Source organism: Flavobacterium sp. ARAG 55.4, from assembly GCF_051846875.1.
Taxonomy (GTDB): Bacteria; Bacteroidota; Bacteroidia; order Flavobacteriales; family Flavobacteriaceae; genus Flavobacterium; species Flavobacterium plantiphilum.
The window spans coordinates 114,463-134,697 of record NZ_JBPYCT010000010.1; the positions used below are offsets into that span (position 1 = coordinate 114,463).

19 protein-coding genes are annotated in these 20,235 nt (G+C 32.9%); 10 read left to right on the forward strand and 9 right to left on the reverse strand.

Annotated elements, in window-relative coordinates; translation table 11 throughout:
• The first annotated feature begins 1 nt into the window (after position 1).
• From ACSV4D_RS12220 to ACSV4D_RS12230, 3 genes are read left to right on the forward strand one after another with little or no spacing between them, the layout of a single operon-like run.
• On the forward strand, positions 2–1,216 hold the full coding sequence (locus ACSV4D_RS12220) for an ATP-grasp domain-containing protein (protein WP_439228492.1): 1,215 nt from the start codon (positions 2–4) through the stop codon (positions 1,214–1,216).
• A gap of 3 nt (positions 1,217–1,219) precedes the next feature.
• Complete coding sequence (locus ACSV4D_RS12225) at positions 1,220–2,875, forward strand: M1 family metallopeptidase (protein ID WP_439228493.1); 1,656 nt, start codon at positions 1,220–1,222, stop codon at positions 2,873–2,875.
• A 52-nt stretch (positions 2,876–2,927) separates the two neighbouring features.
• A complete protein-coding gene (locus tag ACSV4D_RS12230; protein ID WP_439228494.1) occupies positions 2,928–3,623 on the forward strand; it encodes a DUF4240 domain-containing protein in 696 nt (231 codons plus the stop codon).
• 40 nt (positions 3,624–3,663) lie between these two features.
• Here ACSV4D_RS12230 and ACSV4D_RS12235 read toward each other — a convergent pair whose 3' ends face one another.
• The 7 genes from ACSV4D_RS12235 to ACSV4D_RS12265 form a co-directional block, all read right to left on the reverse strand.
• Positions 3,664–4,536 carry a sugar phosphate isomerase/epimerase family protein gene (locus ACSV4D_RS12235; RefSeq protein WP_439228495.1) on the reverse strand — a complete coding sequence of 291 codons (873 nt, stop codon included), beginning with the start codon at positions 4,534–4,536 and terminating at the stop codon, positions 3,664–3,666.
• A 97-nt stretch (positions 4,537–4,633) separates the two neighbouring features.
• On the reverse strand, positions 4,634–5,824 hold the full coding sequence (locus ACSV4D_RS12240; protein WP_439228496.1) for a hypothetical protein: 1,191 nt from the start codon (positions 5,822–5,824) through the stop codon (positions 4,634–4,636).
• Between the two features lie 14 nt (positions 5,825–5,838).
• A complete protein-coding gene (locus ACSV4D_RS12245) occupies positions 5,839–6,669 on the reverse strand; it encodes a type 1 glutamine amidotransferase (RefSeq protein ID WP_439228497.1) in 831 nt (276 codons plus the stop codon).
• A gap of 42 nt (positions 6,670–6,711) precedes the next feature.
• Complete coding sequence (locus tag ACSV4D_RS12250) at positions 6,712–7,818, reverse strand: carboxylate-amine ligase (protein WP_408079425.1); 1,107 nt, start codon at positions 7,816–7,818, stop codon at positions 6,712–6,714.
• Positions 7,819–7,832: 14 nt separating this feature from the next.
• Complete coding sequence (locus ACSV4D_RS12255; RefSeq protein WP_439228498.1) at positions 7,833–8,783, reverse strand: ATP-grasp domain-containing protein; 951 nt, start codon at positions 8,781–8,783, stop codon at positions 7,833–7,835.
• 40 nt (positions 8,784–8,823) lie between these two features.
• On the reverse strand, positions 8,824–9,534 hold the full coding sequence (locus tag ACSV4D_RS12260) for an alpha/beta fold hydrolase (RefSeq protein ID WP_439228499.1): 711 nt from the start codon (positions 9,532–9,534) through the stop codon (positions 8,824–8,826).
• A gap of 304 nt (positions 9,535–9,838) precedes the next feature.
• The gene (locus ACSV4D_RS12265; protein ID WP_408079431.1) at positions 9,839–10,243 is read right to left on the reverse strand and encodes a glyoxalase; all 405 of its coding nucleotides are present in this window, start codon (positions 10,241–10,243) and stop codon (positions 9,839–9,841) included.
• A 67-nt stretch (positions 10,244–10,310) separates the two neighbouring features.
• On the opposite strand from ACSV4D_RS12265, the gene ACSV4D_RS12270 reads away from it, so the two are divergent.
• Complete coding sequence (locus ACSV4D_RS12270; RefSeq protein ID WP_408079433.1) at positions 10,311–10,694, forward strand: acyl-CoA thioesterase; 384 nt, start codon at positions 10,311–10,313, stop codon at positions 10,692–10,694.
• A gap of 64 nt (positions 10,695–10,758) precedes the next feature.
• Here the strand turns inward: ACSV4D_RS12270 and ACSV4D_RS12275 are convergent, their stop codons facing one another.
• Together ACSV4D_RS12275 and ACSV4D_RS12280 are read right to left on the reverse strand one after the other, a co-directional pair.
• Positions 10,759–12,018: a mechanosensitive ion channel family protein gene (locus ACSV4D_RS12275; protein WP_439228500.1), complete on the reverse strand. Its 1,260-nt coding sequence runs from the start codon at positions 12,016–12,018 to the stop codon at positions 10,759–10,761.
• 1 nt (position 12,019) lies between these two features.
• Positions 12,020–12,295 carry a DUF3817 domain-containing protein gene (locus ACSV4D_RS12280; protein ID WP_439228501.1) on the reverse strand — a complete coding sequence of 92 codons (276 nt, stop codon included), beginning with the start codon at positions 12,293–12,295 and terminating at the stop codon, positions 12,020–12,022.
• Positions 12,296–12,400: 105 nt separating this feature from the next.
• Here ACSV4D_RS12280 and ACSV4D_RS12285 point away from each other — a divergent pair, with 105 nt between their 5' ends.
• The 6 genes from ACSV4D_RS12285 to ACSV4D_RS12310 all read left to right on the forward strand — a co-directional run bounded on the left by ACSV4D_RS12285 (position 12,401) and on the right by ACSV4D_RS12310 (position 20,232).
• Entirely contained in the window at positions 12,401–12,928 is a 528-nt protein-coding gene (locus ACSV4D_RS12285; protein WP_439228502.1) for a DUF6155 family protein, read from the forward strand.
• Positions 12,929–13,033: 105 nt separating this feature from the next.
• Complete coding sequence (locus ACSV4D_RS12290) at positions 13,034–14,584, forward strand: DEAD/DEAH box helicase (protein ID WP_408079439.1); 1,551 nt, start codon at positions 13,034–13,036, stop codon at positions 14,582–14,584.
• Between the two features lie 120 nt (positions 14,585–14,704).
• A complete protein-coding gene (locus ACSV4D_RS12295; protein ID WP_439228503.1) occupies positions 14,705–16,045 on the forward strand; it encodes a DEAD/DEAH box helicase in 1,341 nt (446 codons plus the stop codon).
• Between the two features lie 60 nt (positions 16,046–16,105).
• Entirely contained in the window at positions 16,106–17,386 is a 1,281-nt protein-coding gene (locus ACSV4D_RS12300) for an NAD(P)/FAD-dependent oxidoreductase (protein ID WP_408079443.1), read from the forward strand.
• Positions 17,387–17,498: 112 nt separating this feature from the next.
• Positions 17,499–18,050, forward strand: coding sequence for a hypothetical protein (locus ACSV4D_RS12305; protein ID WP_439228504.1), 552 nt, complete (start codon positions 17,499–17,501; stop codon positions 18,048–18,050).
• Positions 18,051–18,327: 277 nt separating this feature from the next.
• A complete protein-coding gene (locus ACSV4D_RS12310; protein WP_439228505.1) occupies positions 18,328–20,232 on the forward strand; it encodes a DUF294 nucleotidyltransferase-like domain-containing protein in 1,905 nt (634 codons plus the stop codon).
• Positions 20,233–20,235: the final 3 nt, after the last annotated feature.

Below are 20,235 nucleotides of genomic sequence, written 5' to 3' on the forward strand. Positions count from 1 at the left end.
TATGGAAAATGCTAAAACCTTCATTTGTATTTCAAATTATTATAAAGGAGCCGATTTTTTAATTCAGTTAAAGAATTCAGGAAATAAAGTTTATCTCGTTACCAGTGAAAAATTAAGAGATAAACCATGGCCACATGAAGCAATAGACGAAATATTTTATATGCCTGGTCAGGATACCGAATGGAATTTAGATCATTTATTACTGGGAATAGGTAATTTAATGATTACTAATAAGGTTGATGCTATAGTTGCTTTGGATGATTTTGATGTAGAAAAGGCCACCTATCTTAGAGAAAATCTTAGAATTGGAGGAATGGGACAAACTACTGGTCGCTACTTCAGAGATAAATTAGCCATGCGGATGAGAGCCAAAAGTTGTGGCATACCTATTCCTGCTTTTTGTTCCTTATTTAATGATCATGACATCAATACTTTTGCCGACAGAGTCGCTCCTCCATGGGTTTTAAAACCACGTTCTGAAGCTTCTGCCTCAGGGATTATCAAGGTTTTCGATAAAGAAAATTTATGGATTCATATTAATGAAATGGGGAATAACCGTTTTAAATATTTGTTAGAACAGTTTAAACCCGGTGCTGTTTACCATTGTGACAGCTTAGTTTTAGATAAAAAGATACTTTTTAGTCTCACTTCAAAATATCTGGCTACACCGATGGAAATTACTCAGGGTGGTGGTGTTTTTAGAAGTTCCAATATTCCTTATGACTCTGAAGATGATGTAGAAATAAAAAAAGTAAATGAAGCTGTTTTAAAAAGTTTTGGTTTAAAGCATGGTGTTGCTCATACAGAGTTTATTAAATGTACCGAAAATGGAAAGATTTACTTTCTGGAAACTTCTTCCCGTGTGGGCGGTGCTCACATCGCTGAGATGGTCGAAGCTGCCTCCGGTATTAATCTATGGAAAGAATGGGCCACTATAGAAGATGCCTTAGTCAAAGAAAAAGAATACCAATTACCGGAAATAAAAAAGGAGTATGCCGGAATTGTACTGACTTTATCTAAATTTCAGCATCCTGATTTATCTTCATTTTCAGATGCCGAAGTTTGTTTCAGAGTTCCTTTAGATTATCATGCAGGTCTTGTGGTTAAATCTGTTAAAAACGAAAGAATTCTCGAATTATTAGACAATTATGTTGATCGTTTAATAGCTGATTATACCGTAGTGGTAGCACAAAAAAAGGTGGATAAACTGCATTAGCCCATGAGAGTATTTTGTTTTTTTATTTTTTTCTCGTTGCTTTTTTTAAATGAAATAAAAGCGCAACAACTTTTCGAACATAAAAAAAATCAGTTTAACAGACAGGATAGTTTGCGCGGAAGTATTACTAAAGAAAGAGACTGGTGGGATTTAAAACAATATCGGTTAGCTATAAAAGTAAATCCTTTAGATAGCACAATAACAGGATCTAACACTGTAAAATATAAAGTTTTACAGGAATATAATGTTATGCAAATTGATTTGCAGAATCCCTTAGCAATCAGCAAAGTGATTCAGGATAAAAAAGAATTAAAGTTTTACAGGGAAGGGAATGTTTACTTTATTAATTTAATTGCTCCTCAAAAAAAAGATGCTGTAAAAGAGCTCACAGTATTTTATAGCGGAAAACCCAAAGTAGCAGTCAATCCGCCCTGGGATGGTGGAATTAGCTGGAAAAAAGACAGCAACGGTAAACCATTTATTGCTTCGTCCTGTCAGGGATTAGGCGCCAGTGTGTGGTGGCCTAACAAAGATCATATGTATGATGAAGTCGAAAATATGTATATCAGTGTGAATGTTCCAGAGGATTTAAAGGATGTTTCTAATGGTCGTTTACTGAGTATAAAAAAACATAAAAATGGCACCAAAACGTATAACTGGTATGTTGCTAATCCTATAAATAATTATGGCGTAAATATTAATATTGGAGATTATGTTTCTTTTTCAGAAAAATACAAAGGCGAAAAAGGAACTCTGGATTGCAGCTATTACGTTTTGAGAGACAATTTGGCGAAAGCCAAAAAACAATTTCAGGAAGTGCCCAGAATGTTAGAAGCTTTTGAATACTGGCTGGGACCTTATCCTTTTTATGAAGACGGCTATAAATTGGTTGAAGTTCCATATTTAGGAATGGAACACCAAAGTTCTGTTACCTATGGGAATGGTTTTGGAAATGGTTATTTAGGCACTGATTTAAGCGGAACGAGTTGGGGACTAAAATTTGATTTTATTATTGTACACGAATCAGCACATGAATGGTTTGCTAACAATATCACTAATAAAGATATAGCTGATATGTGGATTCACGAGAGTTTTACTAATTATTCTGAGAGTCTTTTTCTGGAATATTATTATGGAAAGGAAGCCGCTTATACGTATCTGCGGGGACTCCGAAAAAACATTCTGAATGACAAACCCCTAATAGGAAATTATGATGTTAACAATGAAGGTTCCGGCGATATGTACTATAAAGGTTCAAATATGCTGCATACCTTACGGCAAATTGTTAATAATGATATTAAATGGAGGAGTATATTAAGAGGTTTAAACAGCACTTTCTACCATCAGACAGTAACTACAAAACAAATTGAAAATTATCTGAGTCGGGAAACAGGAATAGATTTAAATCCTTTTTTTAATCAATATTTAAGGGATATCAGAATTCCAAAACTGGAATATTATTTTGAAAACAACAATCTGCTTTTTCGCTGGACAAACTGCGTTTCAGACTTTAATATACCGATAAAAGTGATTATAAACGGAGAAGAAAAGTGGCTAAATCCACAAACAAACTGGAAAAGAGAAACAAATATTGCAGAAAATTCAAAACTACTTATTGAAGCAAATTTTTATGTGGTTGGAGTTAATATTACCCAATAAAATAGACTAATTTTATCCTTAAAATTCAGAAATAATAAATTGAATATTTAATATGAAAAGTTACTACTTCATAATTATCTTTTTGTTTATAAGCGGGATTAATTACTGTCAGACTAATGAAGTTGAGTCAGAAGATTTAATAAGCAGTACTGATTCTCTTTCTACAATTCCGAGAATCAATTTAGATTCCATTCATTTTGCTCCGTCCAATAAAATGCTCGATGAGGAAATTTACTGGACTATTATTGACCGTTCTTTAAAAGAAACTACCAATCAGGAAGATCAGGAAATTTTTCTGATTAACACTTTAGAGCAACTTTCTCCGGAAGAAATAGTAGGTTTTCGTTTAAGAACAGATAAACTGATGTTCGACTCTTATACCTCTGATTTGTGGTGCGCTAATTATATTATTAGTAACGGAGCCGCTGATGATGGTTTTGATTATTTTAGATGCTGGCTGATTTCAAGAGGAAAAGAAGCCTATTATCAAGCACAGCAAAATCCGGACTCTTTAGTGAATTTGATCGAAAACGAACCAAAAGTATATGATTTTGAAGGTTTTTGGTATGTAGCGATGAATGCATTTAAAAACGCTACGAATCAGGAAATATATGCTTATCTTGATTATGAAAATTTTAAAACGACAGATGAAAATTATCCGATATTAGAATTCAACTGGAATGTTAATGAACCTAAAACGATGGAAAAAGTGTGTCCTGTTTTATTTAAAAAATTCCGGGAAAAATAAAACTGAAATTCAATTGCATTTTTAAATATGTTACTGATAATCAGATTAGTTTCTTTTTGATATAGTTAAAACTTTTTACGGTAGACTCTAAAATATCAGGTTTATAATTGGTCTCTTGTTCCACAAAAAAGCGTTTCATTCCGGATAGCTGAGCTGCTGCAAAAATAGATTTAAAGTTGATCGTTCCTTCGCCAACTTCGGTATTCCATTCGGTTTTCAATTTATCCATATCTTTTACGTGCCACATTGTAAATCGTCCGGGATGGGCCTCAAACAGTTCCAGAGGATTATTTCCTGAACGCACTGCCCAATACAAATCCAATTCAAAATCAACCAGCTCTATATCTGTTTCCGCTAATAAAATATCATATCCTGTTTGAGTTCCAAACTTTTTAAATTCAAAATCATGATTATGATATCCCAATTTTAATCCGGATTGCTTGCATAAAACGGCAGCTTCATTTAATTTTTGAGCAATTCGTTTGTAATCATCCAGATTACTTCTTAATTTTTCATCTAAATGGGGAACAGTAATATATTCACTTTCTAATTGATTGGTACACTCCATACAGGATTTTAAAAAATCAGTATTACCATTTTTTATAAAAGAATTAAATTCATAATGTCCGCTTGGTGCTTTTAGACCATTATCAGCCAGTATTTTTTTGAAATCTTTTACAGAAGTGCCAAAAAAACCTTTTTCGGCTGAATATCCATAAGTTTCTATTTCCTTATATCCTGTTCTTGCAACAAATTCTAAAGTGCCTTTTACATCTTTAGAAAACATATTTCTTAAAGTGTATAATTGTAAGCCGATATTTCTTTGTTTCGTTGAAAAGGCGAGGGAAGGAGCAATAGCCAATGCACCTAAAACCAAACTACTGTTAATTATAAAATCTCTTCTTTTTATCATTTTTTGATTTAAATATCTGAATTATATATTTAAAAATATAAAAAAAATGGATTCAAATAGTTATCTACTGCAGATTAGTATAATAAATAAAAAAAAATCATCGCTCAAATAAACCAATAGTTCCGCCTACCCAGTCTTTGTCCTGATTGTATTTTACACCTATCATTTCGCCACGGCTCAAGCGTACTAGATTACACAATAGAGCAGGTGCTTTATCTTCTTTTTTCCAGATACAAAGTATTCTCACTTCGGCTTTAACTTTTCCGTCAGGAGACTGAACAACTGGTAAATAGTTAACTTTCTTCTGAAGAATGTAAAGTTCTTTATCGACAACAGCTTCAATATCTTCCTTTTTTACATGAAAAATAACACCGGAACCCGAAAAAGAAAAAAGAGGTTTTAAGACATAGTTTTCCAAATCTTGCGGAATTTCTTTTAATTCGCTTAACAAAGTGGTTTCTATAAAATACTTTCCTTTTAGCATTGGTAAAATAAACTTACTGATTCTGAAAAACCAATTGGGATGTCCCGCCCATTCCACATCCAAATCGTCTGAAAAACTAAAGTTCATTTTTAAATCTGTCCGTAGTTCCAGTTCGTCAAAAATTACGCGATTGTAAATACGCTTAATCTCAATTTCTTTGCCTTCAGAGTTGTGATAAAAAAGTTTTTTCCCTTTTTTTAATATTTCCGTTACACAGACAAAAGGAATTCCAAGATCTCTTTTGCAATAATAAAAATCAATTTTTGTATTTTGTTTTTCAGGTTCTATTTCCAGTAACACCACGTTTTCTTTTGGATGGTTGTTACAAAAAATATCCTCTAAATTTTTGAGATATTCATCCGCAGTTATACCATTAAAAAATGGAGTTAATTCTTCTAAAAAAGGGTAATATTTTTTGAATTTTTCAAATAAATTGACCTGATAATTAAAGAGAGAAGGAAATCCTTGTACTTCAATTAGTTTTGGAATTACATTGCCTTCTTCTTCACAAATTCCAAAATCAATAGCTAAAAAAGTGGTGTGCTCATCCTCGTTAGGTACTTTTTTATTTAACAATAATGACTTATCAGTAAGTTTTTTAAAGTCTTTTTGTTTAATTAAAGCTATAACATCATTACAACCTTCAATTAATTGTGTTTTTAATTCATTCGAAATAAAAAAAGGAGTTTCTGCCAGTCTAAAAGTGGGAGCATAGTCAAAATCGGCTGCAATATCATCCTTTAAAGCCTGATATTTTTCTTCAGTAAATTGCTCGTTAAACAGCTTTCGGTATTTTGGGATCATTTAAATTCCAGATATTAATTAGACATGATTTTTTTAGATTTCATCAGGTCAGTGATAGCTGAGCGAAGAAAATTAGGAATTAAAGTTTCATTGGTACGATAAATTTTATCATCGTCAACTAAATCTTCCAGCATGTTTCTGAACTTTCTTTTGCCTTTCATTTTTCTAATTTTTTCTTTCACTTCTTTATTTCTCAGATGCGATAGAAAACTAATAGGATCAGCTTCCGGATGAAATTGTGTTCCTACTAAATGATCTGTAAATCGGACCGCCATAATAGCTCTTTCATATTGCACATTATCTCTTATTTTTTCCAATGAAAGTATTTTAGCTCCTTTTTTTGCAAAAACACTCAATTTCGGTTGAACTACCTGATAATCTCTGGAATCAATTGCATAAAACGGGTCATCCAGTCCTTCAAATAATAAATCTTTAAGTCCGTCTTTCGTTTTATGGATAGTCATTACACCAAACGAAGTATCGTGTCTTTTTGTGATTTCTGCTAATCCAAAATGTTTACACGCCATTTGATAGGAATGACAAATAAAAAGCACGTGCTTTTTGATTAGGTTTTCATTGTTCCATTTCAATATAGCATCAATAAAATCAAAATATTTTTTGTCCCATTCACCATCGCCATCCAATGGATTTCCGGGACCTCCGGTTGCAATATAAATATCAAATTTATCTATCACAGGTAATTCACATTTTCCTCTTACATCAAAAATTTTAAAGCTTACAAAAGGTGTAAATCTGTTTACAATTTCGATGATACACCGCATGCCCTGATTAGGCTCTCCATTGTACATGTCCAATATCGCTATTGTTATGTTTTTCTTTCCCATTAGTTCCCGATTTTATCTTATTTGCAAAGATAAGTTAATAATTTATAGCCCTTTAGTGAATTCTGCTGTAATAAAGTCAACTACCTTAGTCAGATTTTTTGTTTCTTCAAAAACAGCAATCTGCTTGTCTGCACCTGTTCCGTTTTTTAAAATTTCATGTGTGTAATTGATATGTTCTCTGCTTCCTAATTCATCGACTACATCATCAATAAAGTCCAGTAATTCTAAAATCAGCAATCGGGTTTCTACTTCTTTCTGAAGTCCAAAATCAATCAAATGTCCTTCTATTCCATATCGGGCAGCTCTGAATTTATTCTCTTTGATTAATGCCAGACGATAGGTGTTGAATTTCAGGTTCTGCGTATTAAGACGATACAGTTTAGCTACAACGGCCTGTATTACAGATACCATACACATGGTTTCTTCAACTGTTAATGCCATATCACAAATTCGGAATTCAATTGTATCATAAAATGGGTGCAAACGTAAATCCCACCAGATTTTCTTTGGATTATCAATACAATTAGTTTTTACTAAAGTTTCCAGAAAATTATCATAGGATGCTACCGAATCAAAATATTCCGGCAGCCCTGTTCGTGGAAACTTATCAAAAACCTTTGTTCTAAAGGATTTATAACCAGTTTGTCTTCCTTCCCAAAAAGGAGAATTAGTTGATAACGCAAATATATGCGGCAGGAAATAACAAGCCTGATTGATTAATTTCAGACCTATTTCACGGTTTTCTATTCCTACATGGCAATGCATCCCGAAAATTAAATTAGAACGTGCAGCATCCTGTAACTCATTGATAATGGTATGATATCGAGGATCATCGGTTATAGGCTGATCCTGCCATTTAGAAAAAGGATGTGTTCCGGCACCACCAACGATGAGTCCTTGTTTATCGGCCAATTCTACAATTTTAGTTCTTAAAAACTTAATCTCGCACTCGGCTTCTTTTACATTTTTACAAATATTAGTTCCAACTTCCACCACCGATTGGTGCATTTCGGCTTTTACTTGTTCATTTAATACTATTTTTGCCCCATCAACTATTTTAGACAAATGGGAGCGGAGATCTCTTGTTTCGGGATCTATAATCTGGTATTCTTCTTCTATACCAAGCGTAAAAACAGGTAATTTTTTCATTTAAATTATTCTGATTATTTATTTAACCCAACAGCTTCTTTCATAAAGGTTCCCCAAGTCAGGTTTATTTTTCCGGGTTTTTGCTTTTTTGCGGCAGCAATAGCCATTTTAGCCGATTCTTCAACTACCCATTCAAAGTTTTCAATACCTACTGAATTAATATCAGCATCAGGAGCAGGATTTCCAAAATCAATAGCATAAGGAATACCGTCACGCACCGCAAATTCTACCGTATTAAAATCGTAACCTAAACCTTTGCAAAGTCGAATTGTATAATCTTTGATAGTGGCTAATAATTTTTTATCTGCAACAGGGCCGTTAAGCACATAGCGTAAATGGGGTTCATTTCTGGGTTCGTATTGCATGATTTTGACAGCTTTACTTCCTAAGCAATACACTCTGAAATATTCAGTAAAGATAATTTCCTCCTGCAACAGCATTACCAACTGTCCCGTTTCTTTATGCTTCTCCCAAAATTCCTCTTTATTTTCCAGTCGGTACACATTTTTCCACCCGCCACCGGCATACGGTTTCATGTAGGCAGGAAACTTCACATAGTCAAAAATACCTTCCCAGTCTAATGGATATTTCAGATTTCTGAACGAATTAGAATTTGTATCATTTGGATGTTCTGCTGAAGGAAGAATGACTGTATTAGGCAACGGAACACCCAGTGTATCGGCTAATGCATTATTAAAAAATTTATCATCAGCACTCCACCAAAAAGGATTGTTAATAACATTCGTACCCGTTAAAGCAGCATTTTTAAGAAAAGCTCGATAAAAAGGAACATCCTGTGAAATTCTATCAATAATTACCGCATATTCGCCTCCTTTATTTTGAATAATTTTATCAATAGAAACGGCTTCGGCTATAATATTTTTTTCGTTTTTTGAATTAACTCTGTCAATAAAAGCCTGAGGAAAGGTATCTTCCATACCAAATAAAATTCCAATCTTTTTCATATTCGTTGTTTTCTTTTACTATTTTATAATCAGTGTTTAGCTAAAATTTTATTCTGGATAAATAATGGGGAAACATTTCTTTCCATAGGGGCCAGTCGTGTAGCTTATCCTGCCTGATATCAAGCCAGTGGTGCATGTTTTTATCAGACAATAAGCGACTCATTTTTAAGTTGGCATCAAAACAAATGTCCCAATTTGAAGTTCCCAGTACAATATCCATATTCCATAATTCATAATCATTCAAGCCTTGCAAATAATCATGAGGACTATGGTAAAAAACAGTATCATTATGAAAACCATCAAGATAGTTTTTAATTTGATAAACTCCGCTCATACTGAACAAATGGCTCACATAACCCGGATGTCTAAAAGCAAAATTAGCCGCATGATAACCTCCAAAACTACAGCCGGCAACAGCAACTTTTCCTGAAGCGGTATTGTTACGCACTTTTTCAACAATTTCATGACAAATCATTTTATCATAGCAATCGTGATTTTCTATGCGGTGTACAGGAGAAATCTGTTTATTATAAAAACTGTTTTTATCAATACTATCCGGACAATAAATCTGAATCAATCCCTGCTCGAGATACCAGCTTACTGATTCAATTAATCCCATATCTTTATTTTCATGAAAACTTCCCATAGAGGTGGGAAACAAAACTACCGGATATCCCGAATGCCCAAAAACAAGCATTTCAATATATCTGTTCAGATGGGGTGAATGCCACTTAAAATAGTCTTCTTTCATAATTTTCGTTTCAACAATTATACTGAAATAATCGATATGAAATTTACAAACAGAAGAAGGTTCTTTACTTTTAATGAAATGATAACGCTTTGTTTACTATTGTTGCATATAATTTATTTTAAAGCTTTTAAATGAGATCTTTTAAAGCAATTTGGTAACACATCCCCAACATAAAAGCAGATAAGAAAAAAACAACTGTTAAGATTAGTCCACAAACAATCTGAAAATTTTAAACAAAAAGACTGGATTTGAGGAGTTCGAATTATTCTTTAAAAAATCAATTTGTTTTGTATTTATATTCTAATTAATCAGCAACACTTTTTTCAAATAACTGAACCTGATTTTTCAATCTTTCAATCAGCATATTCATCATGCGTTTATTTAAACTGGAGGAGTTTTTTATGTAAGAAGTATATTCCTCTACAGTAAAAAGGGCTATAATCATTCCTTTTAATGCATTTCTAAACTTGATGTCTTTTTGAATTGCATTCTCAATAGTTGCAATCTTTTTCTCGACACTTAGCGAATAAAAATCCCTTTTGTATTTACTGATATAATTATGAAAAGAAGCAATAAATAAATCATTTTGAAGTTTCAATATAGGTCTTAAAACTTCATTTTGAAAAATTTCATCTGCTGAAGACTGTGTGCTGACACTTCCAATAGTGTCACCTCTGAATTCCGTTAGAAAACGATCTCTGTGGCTCATCTTTTTTTCTTAAAAATAGCAAAAAAATACTCAGGGAAACCTTATTTTAGCATAAATAATTAAAAATATGCGATTTCATACCAGAAAATGGGTAAAGCCCGAAGACCTTAATCCAAATGGAACTTTATTTGGAGGAAAACTATTATCGTGGATAGACGAAGAACTGGCACTTTATACTATTGTGCAGTTTGAAAACTCCAGAGTAGTAACTAAATATATGTCGGAAATAAACTTTAAAAGTTCGGCAAAAGAAGGAGATATTATCGAAATAGGAATCGATGTGATCCATTTTGGAACGACTTCAATTTCACTTGAATGTCAGGTTCGCAACATGATGACCAGAGAAATCATTATTACTATTGACAAATCAGTAATGGTTAATCTGGGTGAAGACGGAAAACCAAAGCCACACGGAAAAACAGAAATAGAGTTTGTGAAAAATCGTTTGTAATCAGATTGTAAAAGCAACGAATTCACGAATAATCCAATTGAATTCGTGAATTCGTAACTTTGATTTATTTATTCAGGAAATCACCTCTTGAGGGCAATTCAAAAATTTCAAGATCAAAATAGGGAACAGCTGAGATGACATGATCAAAAATATCAGACATTACATATTCATAATTTTCCCATTTCTTATCTTTTGTAAAAGTATAAATTTCCAGCGGAACTCCTTCGGCAGTAGACTGCAACTGACGACACATTAAAACCATATCCTGATTTATAGCCGGATGATTACGCAGATACTGGATTATATATTTTCGAAATAATCCCATATTAGTCATATTACGCCCATTTATTGCAATCGATTTGTCTATACCTTTGTCTGTATTGTATTTATTGATTTCAGTTTTTCTGTTGGTTATATAATCAGTAATCAGACTGATTTTTTTTAGTTCTTCTAATTCTGTTTCCTCCAGAAAACGAATGCTGTTTGTTTTGATAAGAATGTGTCTTTTGATGCGCCGTCCATTCGATTTCAGCATGCCACGCCAGTTCTGGAAGGAATCTGAACTTAAACTGTAAGTAGGAATGGTAGTGGTTGTATTATCAAAATTACGCACTTTGACGGTAGTCAGATTAATTTCGATCACATCTCCGTCAGCACCAAATTTATCAATTGTAATCCAGTCGCCTATACGAATCATATCATTTACAGAAACCTGAACACTGGCAACAAAACCGAGAATAATATCTCTGAAAATCAATATAATCAATGCAGAAACAGCACCTAATGTGGTAAACATATTATTGAAATCAATCTCGAATAATCTCGAAATCAAAATTGTAATGCCTACCAGCCACAGCACAATCATGATTACCTGAATAAAACTGTCAATAGGTTTGTCGCTGTACCGTTTTTTTTGTTTTAAATAATCCCTCAAAGCATTAAAAACAGTCCGAATTATCCACAGCACTAAAATAACAATATAAACACCTACTAATTTCCCAAATACACCATCCCAGTATTCATAACGGTCTAAAATAACAGGAACTGATTTATAGATAAACAGCACCGGAATAAGATGAGCAATGTATTTAGCCGTTTTATTAGATACTAATAAGTCATCAAATTGTGTTTTTGTTCTTCTGGCAATTACAATTATCAACCCTACTAACAGCTGTCTGGAGATATAATAAATGAGATAAGCTAAAAAACAAAGTATTACAATGTTAATTATCAAACTCGAATAAGAGGCCATTGTAACATTGAATCCCCACTTTCTAAAAAGAGGATATAAAAATGTAAACAGCTGCTTTAACAATAAATACATTTTAGCAGTATTTCTTTTCTACATAAAAAGTACCAAAGGGCAGTAATGAAGCAATTAAAATAATTCCAAAATCTCTGACACCCCATTTTTGTGGTGTTTTTAATAAAAATGCCAAAATGATATAACCTATAAACAAAATACCATGAGTCATACCGATAGGGTACAATAAGGTATGATACAATTCAGAATTATTAGGCTTAATAAAAAGCATATTAGCAAATAAAACCAAATACGAAATCCCTTCAAGGATAGCTGTAATTTTAAAAATCTTAAGCATTGCAATTGTTATTTTAATGTTTCCTGTCAAAATTAAGGATTATCATTCATTTTATAGGTATTAAAACCTAAAGTAATTTACTTTTGTAATCATAAAAATTTCATAATGAGTAAAAGAGATTTAAAAAAATATTTGGGCGAACTTGACAAAGAACAATTGCAGGAACAACTGATTGAATTGTATGAAAAATTTAGCGCGGTAAAGGAATATTATGATTTTGTATTTAACCCAAAGGAAGAGAAGCGGTTGCAGGAAGCTAAGCTTAAAATTGCTCATGAATATTTCCCGGTTGCGGCCCGTGGCAAAAGGAAAAAACCAAAAATGCGCCGTTCAGTAGCCCAAAAAAACATCAAACATTTTATAACGCTGGGAGTAGACCCATTTATAATCAGTGATCTGATGCTGTACAATATAGAAATAGCTCAGGCTTTTTCTGCCGAAAATCTCATAAAACAAGATACTTTTTACAAAAGTATGCATACTTCTTTTGAACAGGCCATACAATTTATGATTGCTAATGGCGTTTTAAGCGATTTTAAACCCAGAATAAATTCTCTTTACGAAGAAATTGTCAGGCAAAAATGGAAAAACAGAATGGATTTCCTGCAAATTACAGAGCGAATCAATGAATAACAGGCTTGTAAATCAAATTATTTCAAATTAAGTTAATAATTTAAATTAAATATAACAGGATAACTGTTTTTTAACCGTATTTTTGCAAAAATTCAACAAAAAGCAATGTTCGAAAGTACGATAGAAATAGAAAAAGAAGAGAAAAAAGAACTTTATGCCTACCAGCAAGGTGATATTGATGCCATTTTTGAGCGCATCGATAACGGTCCTGCGCAACATCACCTGCTGTATCAGCTGCCTACAGGTGGCGGAAAAACAGTGATATTCTCAGAAATTGTTCGCCGTTACTTATCAAAACATAATAAAAAAGTAGTTGTTTTAACACATAGAATTGAGTTGTGTAAACAAACTTCTAAGATGTTAAAAGGTTTTGGTGTAAAAAATAAAATTATCAATTCTAAGGTGAAGGATTTACCGGATCAAAATGATTATTCCTGTTTTGTAGCTATGGTGGAAACCTTAAAAAACCGTATTAATGATGAGAAATTATCTCTCGAAAATATTGGTTTGGTCATTATTGATGAAGCGCATTATAATTCATTCAGAAAACTTTTAAGTTCCTTTACAAATGCTTTTATATTAGGAGTAACAGCAACACCGCTGAGTTCTAATATAAAATTACCTATGAACCAGAGTTATGATGAATTAATTGTAGGAGATACTATTAGTTCATTAATAGAAAAAGGCTTTTTGGCCAAAGCCACAACATACAGCTACGATGTAGGGTTAACATCATTAAAAGTAGGTATCAACGGAGATTATACTGTAAAATCTTCTGATGATTTGTATACTAATACGCTGATGCAGGAAAAACTGGTACATGCCTACACCGAAAGATCATTAGGTAAAAAGACTTTGATTTTCAACAATGGTATCAACACCTCTTTATATGTTTATGAAACTTTCAGAGAAGCAGGATATGAAATTCGCCACCTGGATAACACCAGCAGTAACGAAGAAAGAAAAGAAATTCTGCATTGGTTTAAACATACAAAAGACGCCATATTAACTTCGGTTGGGATTTTAACAACCGGATTTGATGAACCTACAGTAGAAACCATAATTTTAAATCGTGCCACAAAATCATTAACTTTATATTATCAAATGATAGGGCGCGGTTCCAGAAAACTGCCTAATAAAGATGAATTTACCGTTATTGATTTAGGAAATAATGCAGCCCGTTTTGGTCTTTGGAGTGAGCCCGTAAACTGGCAGCACATCTTTAAATCACCTGAATTTTATTTAGAAAATTTACGTGATGATGCTGAAATTGAAATGTATTTTAAATACACAATGCCACCGGAACTGAGAGCTAAATTCAGCAATACTGAAGATGTCACTTTTGATGTTGATGAAGAACATAAACTGGCCATAAAACAAAATTTACGTTCTAAAGTAGTTTTGGATAAATCATTGGATCAACACGCAACCATGTGTGTTTACAATACCGAAACTTTACAGGAAGCTAAATTGTTAGCCAAAGAATTAGACGATGATATTGAATGCCGTATTAAACGTTATGCCAAATGTTTGAGTCAGTGCAGTAAAAATTACCGCGAATGGCTGGTAGATGATTATAAACAAAAATTAACCTTGCTGTTAGGTAAAAAGTATCGTGAGAAAATCATGAACGAACCTGATGAAGACGAGGAATAAAATAAGGAGCTGATTCCCGCTATCCGCTTTATCTTACTGTTCTTAAAGAAAGAACAGCAAGGATATCGCTGCTATCGGGGCTAAAAAACTGTTTTTCATACAAATAATAAAAACTAAACAATGTCAACACAATTCTCAGATTTAGGAATTTCGACAGCTTTATTACAATCCTTAACCGAATTGAATCTTGTTGTGCCTACAGCCATTCAGGAACAAGTAATTCCGTTGCTTTTAGCAAACAAAACAGATTTGGTTGGTTTAGCAAAAACAGGTACAGGTAAAACGGCCGCTTTTGGCTTGCCTATTTTACAATTAATTGATACTTCACAGCCAACGGTACAAGCCGTAATTTTAGTTCCAACAAGAGAATTAGGACAACAGGTTTTTAAAAATTTAGAAAGTTTTGCTAAAAATTTACCTGATGTTTCCATAGCAGCAACCTGTGGAGGAATCCCAATAAAACCCCAAATAGAACGTTTAAGCAATCCCACCCATATTGTAGTAGCAACTCCGGGACGCTTAATTGATTTATTACAACGAAAAGCCATCAGTCTTAAAGAAACCCAATTTTTAGTTCTGGACGAAGCAGATGAAATGGTAAGCATTCTAAAAGAGAGTCTGGATGAAATCGTTGCTGAACTTCCTAAAACACATCGCACTTTTTTATTCTCTGCTACCATGCCGGGAACTATAAAACAACTGATTCAGAACTATTTGCATAAAAATGTAGTACATGTTAGTGCAAACATGGAAACATCAGGAAATCAAAGTATTGATCATCAGTATATTATTGTTGATCCTATAGAAAAGTTAGATGTTTTAATGCATTTTTTAAATTCCCGAGAAGGACAGCGCGGTATTATTTTCTGCAAAACAAAAGCAGCAGTAAATAAACTGGCTAAAAATCTGGCCATCAATCGCTTTTCTTCAGGAGCATTACACGGCAGTTTGTCGCAGGGAATTCGGGATCGTATAATGGAGCAATTTCGCAAAGGACACATCAATATATTAGTAGCAACTGATTTAGCCGCCAGAGGAATTGATGTAAAAGAAATTGCTTATGTAGTCAATTATCATTTACCGGATACTTATGAAAACTATGTTCACCGTAGCGGAAGAACGGCAAGGGCAGGGGCAAACGGACTGGCTTTAACAGTATTACAAGCCGAAGAAGAAATAGAAATTGATGATTTTGAAAAGGAATTAGGAATTAAATTCACACCGTTTTCTAAACCGTCTGTTGCCAGCATCGAAGAAAACAACACTTTGCTGTGGGCAAAACAAATTTTCAAGACAAAACCCAATCACGAGGTGGAAGCCGATTTAAAAACAAAAATAAAAACGATATTTCATCATCTGACCAAGGATGAATTAATTGAAAAAATATTAGCTAACCATTTATTACAAAATAAAAACCAAACCAACGAAAAACCAGTTAAAAGACAAAAACAAAAAAAATAAAAACTGTTTGACATTCCTCTTACCAAAAAAAGAGAATGTTATTTTTAAAATTGTAAAAATATGGAAATCGTAATAATCGGAGGCGGTTTTGCCGGACTGAATCTTGCAAAAGAATTACTGAATCAGGATGGAGTGCGAGTAACTCTTGTGGATAAAAACAACTATAACTTTTTTCCTCCACTTATTTATCAGGTAGCAACAGCGTATTTAGAACCATCAAGTATTAGCTATCCTTTCAGAAAATTTTTCGCAGGAAAAAAGAATCTTCAATTTCGTTTGGGCGAGCTTATCGAAGTAATTCCTTCAGAGAATAAAATAATTCTGAGCAACGGGGAATTGTCTTATGACAAACTGGTTTTTGCAACAGGAGCAGAGACCAGCTATTTTGGAATGGAAAATGTAAAAAAGAATGCCATTCCAATGAAAACGCTCAATGATGCAATAGTGATGCGTAATACGCTGCTAAAAAACTTAGAAAAAGCGGCTATTACCAAAGATATTCGAAAACGAAGAAAATTACTTACAATTGTTGTTGCCGGAGGAGGACCTACAGGAGTAGAAATCTCAGGAATGTTTGCTGAAATGCGCAGAAATATTTTTTTAAAAGAATATCCTGAATTAGCCACCACTGCGAGTAATATATATTTAGTTGATGGTGCACCGGCATTATTAACTCCAATGAGTAAACAATCCCAGGACGATACTTATAAAGCTTTAACCGATTTAGGTGTTGTGGTAAAATTAAACAACAATGTAGTTGATTATGTCGATGATACGGTTCATTTTGCTAATGGAGAAACCATTCAGACCAAAAATTTAATTTGGGCAGCAGGAGTTACAGCACGTGAGTTTACAGGACTTCCGGCTGAAAGCTATGGACGTGGAAAACGCTTAAAAACGGACGCTTATAATAAAATTGAAGGAACCGCTAACATTTATGCCATTGGTGATACTTGTATTCAGTTTAATGATGAAGCTTTTCCGCACGGACATCCGCAAGTTGCCCAAGTGGCAATCCAACAGGGAATTAATCTGGCTAAAAACTTTAAAAATGCTATCAAAGAAAAGCCTCTGACGCCTTTTAAATATTTAGATAAAGGATCTATGGCAATTATTGGAAAGGCAAAAGCCGTAGTGGATTTACCAAAACCTAAATTGCATTTTAAAGGATTTTTTGCCTGGATTATCTGGTTATTCATTCACCTGATTTCGTTAATTACATACCGAAACAGAATAAAAACATTCTACAACTGGATGATTGCTTATTTTTCAAAAGACAATTCATTACGAATGATTATCAGACCTGATAAAAAAGTAAAAGTTGAAGACCTTGCAAAATAAAATATTTATAACAGAAAATCGATACCGAGATGTATCGGTTTTTTTATAGGATTTTTTTGAATAAGAAATAGATTACTTGAATGAAATCATTTATATTTGGCAAAAAGTAAAAATGGTAAAATTTAAAATTAAAGAGTTCTTTTTGTGTGTACTTTTCATCGCAACCTGCTTATTTATGATTAATTGTTCCTCAAAAAAAGTAAAAGTAAATGAGACAGTTGTTCAAAAAAAACGAGTTGAATTCGAATTTATTCCTAATGGTTTTCAATTGGAAACCACTGGCAATGGATTTGTAGATGTTTATCCGGACAAATTAGATATCGTAATTATAAAAGGCGAAATGCGAATAAATCCAATATACAGCAGATTCAAAACTTCTTCAGCATACGCAATTCAAATTGGAATTTCCCGATATTATCCCGGTGAAAAATCATTTAAAATTTTAGCCACTGGAGAAAAAATAATAATCAACAAAATATTTCAGTCCAGAGATGATTTTTATATGTTATCAAATTTAAAATTTTCCATACCAAATATTAAAAAAGAAGATTTGAAAGATTCAAGAGTAACACTTACAATTTTTAGAGATGAAACATCTCATTCCAGTACAAATTATGCACATTCTAATGATGAGAATACCATTTCTACTTTATTTGATTTCTAAATTTTTTTACGACAATTCAATACAGTAAAATAAAAATTACTCAGAAAGACTAATAACAGTTTATATAAGCCAAAATCATTAAATGAGGTGAAAAATTATATTGATAATATTTGAACTATAATTTATATTATGTAAAATAGAAAATTTGATTTATCAGTTATTATAATACAAAACCCTTCTGTATTGTTTGCATTAAAAAAACATTTTTTTTAGCTAAAAATGAAATTCATTATACTCTTTTATTTAGTAGTTTTGCAGTATATATTAGAAGCAACCTATGAATATAATTGCAGAACAAATAGCTGAATTTTTAAAAAAATATGCACCTTTTAATCAGCTTACATTTGATGAGTTAGCTGAAATAGCCAGCAATATTCGTGTTGTAAGTTTAGAAAAAAAGCAAACTTTATTTAAAATTAACGATCCGTTACATGATAGTTTTTATGTAGTAGCTTCAGGTGTTGTAAATATTTCAGTTATTGCAGATGCTGAAGAAAGTATTACCAATAAATGTCATGAAGGAACTATCTTTGGTTTACGGCCATTTTTTGCTAAAAATAATTATAAAGTAACTGCAAAAGCCCGAGAAGAAAGTTTAGTGTATGCTATACCTATTGCTGTTTTTAAACCGCTATTAGCTAATAATTCGGAGGTTTTAAATTTCTTATTAGAAAATTTTGCCAGCAATCTACCCGAAGACCGTTCTACACAGGGAAATATAGTTGCTGATGGGTTTTATTCTGAAAAACAATCTGAAGCACAGTTCTTTCAAACTTTAGCTTACAATACAACTCCTCTTCTAGCCACTTCTGATAATACTGCTCAGGAAGTAGCTCAGCTAATGGCGGAATCATTAAAGAATAATGTCATTATTTTTGAACGTAACGGTCCCATCGGAATTGTAACACATGCCGATTTAGCTGCTAAAATTGCAACCGGACGTTATCCGGTCAATACCCCTGTAAGCAACATTATGTCTTCACCTGTAGTAACCGTTTTAGAAAATGTATCTTTAGCCGAAGCCCAATTACTGATGTTAAAAAACAATGTAACTCATTTGTGTGTCACCGTGGACGGCACGGATAAATCGCCTATAAAAGGAGTTATTTCTGAACACGATTTAATTGCAGCACAGGCCAGTAATCCGGGTGTTTTAATCAAAGAGATTAAACGCTCATTATCTGCGAATGAACTCAAAGAAATCCGATCCAGGTTAACTAATTTAATCCAGTCATCTATTCAGAAAAACATTCCGCTAACTCATATTACAAATATTGCCAGCGAAATTAATTTTGCAATATTAAAACGTGCAGTAGAGTTATCAATTTTAGATTTAGGCTCACCTCCTGCCCGTTTTGCATGGCTGAGTATTGGAAGTCAGGGACGAAAAGAACAGCTTTTACTTACCGATCAGGATAGTATTCTGGTTTTTGAGGATGTAGCCCAGGATAAATATATTGAGGTGAAAGACTATTTTTTGAATCTTGGCAAAAAGACTACAACTACCTTAGAAAAAATCGGATACAAACTATGCCCCCACGGACATATGGGAAGTAACATGATGTGGTGTAAATCATTGAGTGACTGGATAAAACAATACAACAACTGGATGAATACTACAAGAGAAAATACTGAAAACCTGAGTAGTATTTTCTTTGATTATGAATTAGTTATTGGAGAACAGAAAATAGAAACAGCGATTAACAATATTGTATTTGAGAATGCCTATAACAATACACTGTTTTTTGATTTTTTGGGGAATGATGCTTTACGAAAAAATTCTCCGCTAAGTTTTTTCAAGAAATTCATAGTGGAAGAAGAAGGTATTCATAAAGATAAATTCGATATAAAAACCAGGGCGATCATGCCATTAGTTGACAGCGCAAGACTTTTTACCTTAAGTTATGAAATCAAAGGAATCAATAATACCTATACCAGGTTTAAACAATTAGCAATAGCTGATCCTAAACATGCTGAAATTTACCTGAATTGTGCTGAAGCGTATTTATTTTTAACAAAAATAAGAACTTTAGAAGGTTTAAAAAATGAAGATTCCGGACAATATATTAACTTAGAGGAACTATCAAAAATTGATAGAGAAAAACTTAAAAATGCCCTGATTCCGATGAAGGAATTGGAAGAATTAATTAAAGACAAGTTTCAACTTACTCAATTCTCATAAGTT

Excerpts from the sequence above, each read along its gene's own strand:
- ACSV4D_RS12220 (WP_439228492.1), top strand. The coding sequence starts at position 2 with ATGGAAAATGCTAAAACCTTCATTTGTATTTCAAATTATTATAAAGGA.
- ACSV4D_RS12225 (WP_439228493.1), top strand. The coding sequence starts at position 1,220 with ATGAGAGTATTTTGTTTTTTTATTTTTTTCTCGTTGCTTTTTTTAAAT.
- ACSV4D_RS12230 (WP_439228494.1), top strand. The coding sequence starts at position 2,928 with ATGAAAAGTTACTACTTCATAATTATCTTTTTGTTTATAAGCGGGATT.
- ACSV4D_RS12235 (WP_439228495.1), bottom strand. The coding sequence starts at position 4,536 with ATGATAAAAAGAAGAGATTTTATAATTAACAGTAGTTTGGTTTTAGGT.
- ACSV4D_RS12240 (WP_439228496.1), bottom strand. The coding sequence starts at position 5,824 with ATGATCCCAAAATACCGAAAGCTGTTTAACGAGCAATTTACTGAAGAA.
- ACSV4D_RS12245 (WP_439228497.1), bottom strand. The coding sequence starts at position 6,669 with ATGGGAAAGAAAAACATAACAATAGCGATATTGGACATGTACAATGGA.
- ACSV4D_RS12250 (WP_408079425.1), bottom strand. The coding sequence starts at position 7,818 with ATGAAAAAATTACCTGTTTTTACGCTTGGTATAGAAGAAGAATACCAG.
- ACSV4D_RS12255 (WP_439228498.1), bottom strand. The coding sequence starts at position 8,783 with ATGAAAAAGATTGGAATTTTATTTGGTATGGAAGATACCTTTCCTCAG.
- ACSV4D_RS12260 (WP_439228499.1), bottom strand. The coding sequence starts at position 9,534 with ATGAAAGAAGACTATTTTAAGTGGCATTCACCCCATCTGAACAGATAT.
- ACSV4D_RS12265 (WP_408079431.1), bottom strand. The coding sequence starts at position 10,243 with ATGAGCCACAGAGATCGTTTTCTAACGGAATTCAGAGGTGACACTATT.
- ACSV4D_RS12270 (WP_408079433.1), top strand. The coding sequence starts at position 10,311 with ATGCGATTTCATACCAGAAAATGGGTAAAGCCCGAAGACCTTAATCCA.
- ACSV4D_RS12275 (WP_439228500.1), bottom strand. The coding sequence starts at position 12,018 with ATGTATTTATTGTTAAAGCAGCTGTTTACATTTTTATATCCTCTTTTT.
- ACSV4D_RS12280 (WP_439228501.1), bottom strand. The coding sequence starts at position 12,295 with ATGCTTAAGATTTTTAAAATTACAGCTATCCTTGAAGGGATTTCGTAT.
- ACSV4D_RS12285 (WP_439228502.1), top strand. The coding sequence starts at position 12,401 with ATGAGTAAAAGAGATTTAAAAAAATATTTGGGCGAACTTGACAAAGAA.
- ACSV4D_RS12290 (WP_408079439.1), top strand. The coding sequence starts at position 13,034 with ATGTTCGAAAGTACGATAGAAATAGAAAAAGAAGAGAAAAAAGAACTT.
- ACSV4D_RS12295 (WP_439228503.1), top strand. The coding sequence starts at position 14,705 with ATGTCAACACAATTCTCAGATTTAGGAATTTCGACAGCTTTATTACAA.
- ACSV4D_RS12300 (WP_408079443.1), top strand. The coding sequence starts at position 16,106 with ATGGAAATCGTAATAATCGGAGGCGGTTTTGCCGGACTGAATCTTGCA.
- ACSV4D_RS12305 (WP_439228504.1), top strand. The coding sequence starts at position 17,499 with ATGGTAAAATTTAAAATTAAAGAGTTCTTTTTGTGTGTACTTTTCATC.
- ACSV4D_RS12310 (WP_439228505.1), top strand. The coding sequence starts at position 18,328 with ATGAATATAATTGCAGAACAAATAGCTGAATTTTTAAAAAAATATGCA.